This window comes from Planktosalinus sp. (assembly GCF_059864935.1).
This window is the reverse complement of record NZ_JCBCCK010000049.1, coordinates 1-3,678: the sequence shown is the minus strand read 5'-3', so window position 1 is coordinate 3,678 and position 3,678 is coordinate 1. Positions and strand designations below refer to the sequence as shown.

Below are 3,678 nucleotides of genomic sequence, written 5' to 3'. Positions count from 1 at the left end.
GATTGATAAGCCAAGTCCGGAACCGCCTTCTTTTCGGGAGCCGCTTTTGTCTACCCTGTAAAAACGTTCAAAAATGCGGGTGAGGTGTTGTTTGGCAATACCTTCGCCATTGTCGGTTATTCTAACAATGATTTTGTTTTTGGTGAGGTCTTCCACACTGACTTCGGTGGTGCCTTCTTCCTTTCCATATTTTATGGAGTTGACAATTAAGTTGGTTAGCACTTGCTGAAGGCGTTCCCGGTCTGCATATACAAAAACTGAATCATCGTATTTTTTATCAAAAGTGAGTGTAATGTTTTTGCGTGAGGCTCTCATTTCGAGTAGATCGAAAACGTTTTGAATCAACTCGATGACATTAAAATATTCTTTGCTCAATACCAAATCGCCCATTTCGAGCTTGGTAATCATATCCAGGTCTTTTACGATGTAAACGAGTCTGTCAACGCCTTTGCTGGCACGCTGTAAATATTTTTTACGCACCGATTTGTCTTTCATAGCGCCGTCAAGCAAGGTAAGTATGTACCCCTGAACAGTAAACAGTGGAGTTTTAAGTTCGTGAGCCACATTGCCCATAAATTCTTTACGGTATTCCTCGCGGACTTTAAGGGTTTCAATTTCCAGTTTTTTGTTTTCTGCAAATTTTTCCACCTCTCGGGTAAGTGATTCCATATCGGTGGTAATCTGCTTTGGATGTAACGAAGAAGCGTCGAGCAAACTCACATCGTTATAGATTTTCTTTACCTGATTGTAAATAAAGCGCTTGACACGATATTGAATGATAAAAAATGAAAAAAGGTAAACCAGAAGTGAGAAAAAGAGAATATTTTCTATCGAATGAAGGTTGTTGAGGTATAAAAAGATAAAAAAAATAACCGAAAGTAACAGTGTAATGTAAAGCGAAGTAACAGCTGCGAAGTGATATGTTCTTTTAAGTTTACGGGTCATTAAACAACAAATTTATATCCCACTCCTTTGACAGTTTTAAAGCTGTCGTCGCCAATTTTTTCCCTGAGTTTTCTTATATGAACATCAATGGTTCGGCCACCTACAACCACTTCATTTCCCCAAACTTTGTCGAGAATATCTTCGCGTTTAAAGACTTTCCCGGGTTTAGAAGCGAGTAAAGCAAGGAGCTCAAACTCTTTTCTAGGTAAGATGATTTCTTTTTTGTTTTTGATTACTTTGTACTCTTCGCGATTAATAGTCAGGTTGCCATGGCTTACTGTTACTTCTTCATGGGTAGGTTCTTTAAAACGCCTTAAGAGTGCCTTGACCTTACTGACCAAAACTTTAGGTTTAATGGGTTTTGTGATGTAATCATCGGCACCAGCTTCAAAACCGGCAACTTGTGAATAATCTTCGCCACGGGCAGTTAAAAAAGCAATAATAGTTTCAGACAGGTCAGGTAAGGCTCTTATTTTTTCACAAGCTTCAATCCCATCCATTTCAGGCATCATTACATCGAGTATAATCAAATGTGGATGGTGTTTATTGGCCTTTTTAATTGCATCTAGACCGTTTTCAGCTTTAAAAACCTGATAGCCTTCGAGGGCTAAGTTGTATTCAACAATTTCAAGAATATCAGGTTCATCATCTACAAGTAAAATTTTAATGTCCTTATTTTTCATAATTTTTCATAACAAAAAACCGGAGTTGAGTAAATAAAGTGTAAAGATACTATTAAATTGCTTTCAATCTTAATGTGCATTTTTAATGATAACAATAAAATAACATATACCCCAACCTCTTTTGATGCTAAGCCTTTGAGAGATAAACATTTGAAAATGTAGGTTTTATGAAATGATTAAATTCCTCACAATATTGTATGGCAATTACTCATTTTCAACTTTTTTTATTACTTTTGTTTTTTACTTAATCTATTAATTTATCTAAGGATGAAAAAAATTACTTTTCTTTTAGGGCTTGCCCTTATATTTTCAGGCTCAATCCAGTCTCAGGATATCATTGCTTACTGGAATCAAAACAGTAATGATCTACCTAGTGGCGGTTTTGGCTTTTTAGCCAATCCTGATGCATTCCCCCAAGATGCTGATTTAGGATCCGGCCAACTTACAGTTGGTGGTGGGATTTTAAGCGAAACAGAAACTAATTCCAATGGTGATTTGGTTTACAAATGGGTGCCAAGCTTTGCCGGTTCAACCATCAATGTGGAAGCTCCTGATGAAGCCGGCGGTTCAATTTCCATTCAAGGAGGAACAGATTCAGACAACAACGGTTCTTATATTCAGTTTCAGTTCTCTATGCAAAACCATCAGGATTTAGACATAAGTTATGCTACCCGTGGTACTGCTTCTGGGTTTGATACTCAAACGTGGTCTTGGAGTACAGACGGAACTAATTTTACAGATTTTGAAACTGTTACTGGAACTAATGTTACGTCTTACTACCTTGTAGAAGTTGATGGGCCATCTCAATTAAGCGGGGCTGCAACGGCTTATCTTAGAGTAACTTTTGATGGAGCAACCACATCAACCGGTAACAACCGTATGGACAATATCAAATTTACCGGAGGCACTCTTAGCACCAGTGATTTTGACAGAACTGGAGTGAGCATCTATCCAAACCCTGTGAGAAGCGGCGGTGTTGTCACAATAAATACCAACAACAGCCAGCCACTTCGTGTAACTGTTTTTGATGTTTTAGGCAAACAGGTGCTTTCAAGAACTATTTCAGACAACACACTTAATGTGTCAAGCCTGAAGGCAGGTATTTATTTGGTTCAGGTAACTGACAATAACAAAACAACTACCAGAAAATTGGTTGTAAACTAATCAATTTTAAGTTTAAAGATTTTAAAAGCTTCCGTAACTTGCGGAAGCTTTTTTATTTGTAAATTATTGTGATGACACTGCAGGACACCATATTCAGTATTAAAACTGAAAGTGATTTTGAATCCAAAGCACTGGAGGTTTTTCACTTTCAGTTTGAAAACAATCGGGTGTACCGCTCTTATTGCGATTTACTTTATGTGCATCCGGCAGATGTTAAATCAACTTCTCAAATTCCATTTCTTCCCATCGGGTTTTTTAAAACCAGAAAAGTGGTTTCAACCGTTAACGACCCGCATATCATTTTTACAAGTAGCGGGACAACAGGAACTCAGGTGAGCAAACATTATGTGACTGACCTAAAACTTTACGAAGATAGTTTCACTAAGTCATTTGAGCATTTTTACGGGTCAATTGAAAATTATGTGGTGTTGGGCTTACTGCCTTCTTATCTTGAGCGCGAAGGGTCGTCATTGATTTATATGGTCAATCAATTTATTCAGAAAAGTAAGTTTCGCGAAAGCGGTTTCTATTTGAATCAATTGAACGAACTGGCCGAAATGCTTAAAACTTTAGACCACTCCGGTAAAAAAGTGTTGCTGATTGGCGTTTCCTTTGCTTTACTTGATTTGGTTGATAAATATAAGTTTTCACTAAAAAACACCATCGTTATGGAAACCGGCGGCATGAAAGGCAGGCGCAAAGAACTAATCAGAACTGAATTACACGACCAATTAAAGCAAGGGTTTGGGGTTTCAAAAATTCACAGCGAATACGGAATGACTGAATTGCTGTCACAAGCTTATTCCAAAGGCGATGGTATCTTTAACTGCCCGCCCTGGATGAAAGTATTCACGAGAGACACAGAAGACCCGCTTTCCATCGTTTT

Annotated in this window: 4 protein-coding genes; 2 read left to right on the top strand and 2 right to left on the bottom strand. The window is 37.9% G+C overall.

Annotated elements, in window-relative coordinates; genetic code table 11:
• Together AC6F75_RS02020 and AC6F75_RS02015 are read right to left on the bottom strand one after the other, a co-directional pair.
• A partial coding sequence (locus tag AC6F75_RS02020; RefSeq protein ID WP_500713252.1) for an ATP-binding protein occupies window positions 1–945 on the bottom strand: 945 nt, incomplete at its 3' end.
• Entirely contained in the window at window positions 945–1,628 is a 684-nt protein-coding gene (locus tag AC6F75_RS02015; RefSeq protein WP_500713251.1) for a response regulator, read from the bottom strand. The genes AC6F75_RS02020 and AC6F75_RS02015, both read right to left, overlap by 1 nt.
• Before the next feature lie 267 nt (window positions 1,629–1,895).
• On the opposite strand from AC6F75_RS02015, the gene AC6F75_RS02010 reads away from it, so the two are divergent.
• The gene (locus AC6F75_RS02010; RefSeq protein WP_500713250.1) at window positions 1,896–2,792 is read left to right on the top strand and encodes a T9SS type A sorting domain-containing protein; all 897 of its coding nucleotides are present in this window, start codon (window positions 1,896–1,898) and stop codon (window positions 2,790–2,792) included.
• A 71-nt stretch (window positions 2,793–2,863) separates the two neighbouring features.
• Window positions 2,864–3,678, top strand: an 815-nt coding sequence (locus tag AC6F75_RS02005; protein ID WP_500713249.1) for an acyl transferase, incomplete at its 3' end; no start/stop codon positions are given.

Excerpts from the sequence above, each read along its gene's own strand:
- AC6F75_RS02015 (WP_500713251.1), bottom strand. The coding sequence starts at position 1,628 with ATGAAAAATAAGGACATTAAAATTTTACTTGTAGATGATGAACCTGAT.
- AC6F75_RS02010 (WP_500713250.1), top strand. The coding sequence starts at position 1,896 with ATGAAAAAAATTACTTTTCTTTTAGGGCTTGCCCTTATATTTTCAGGC.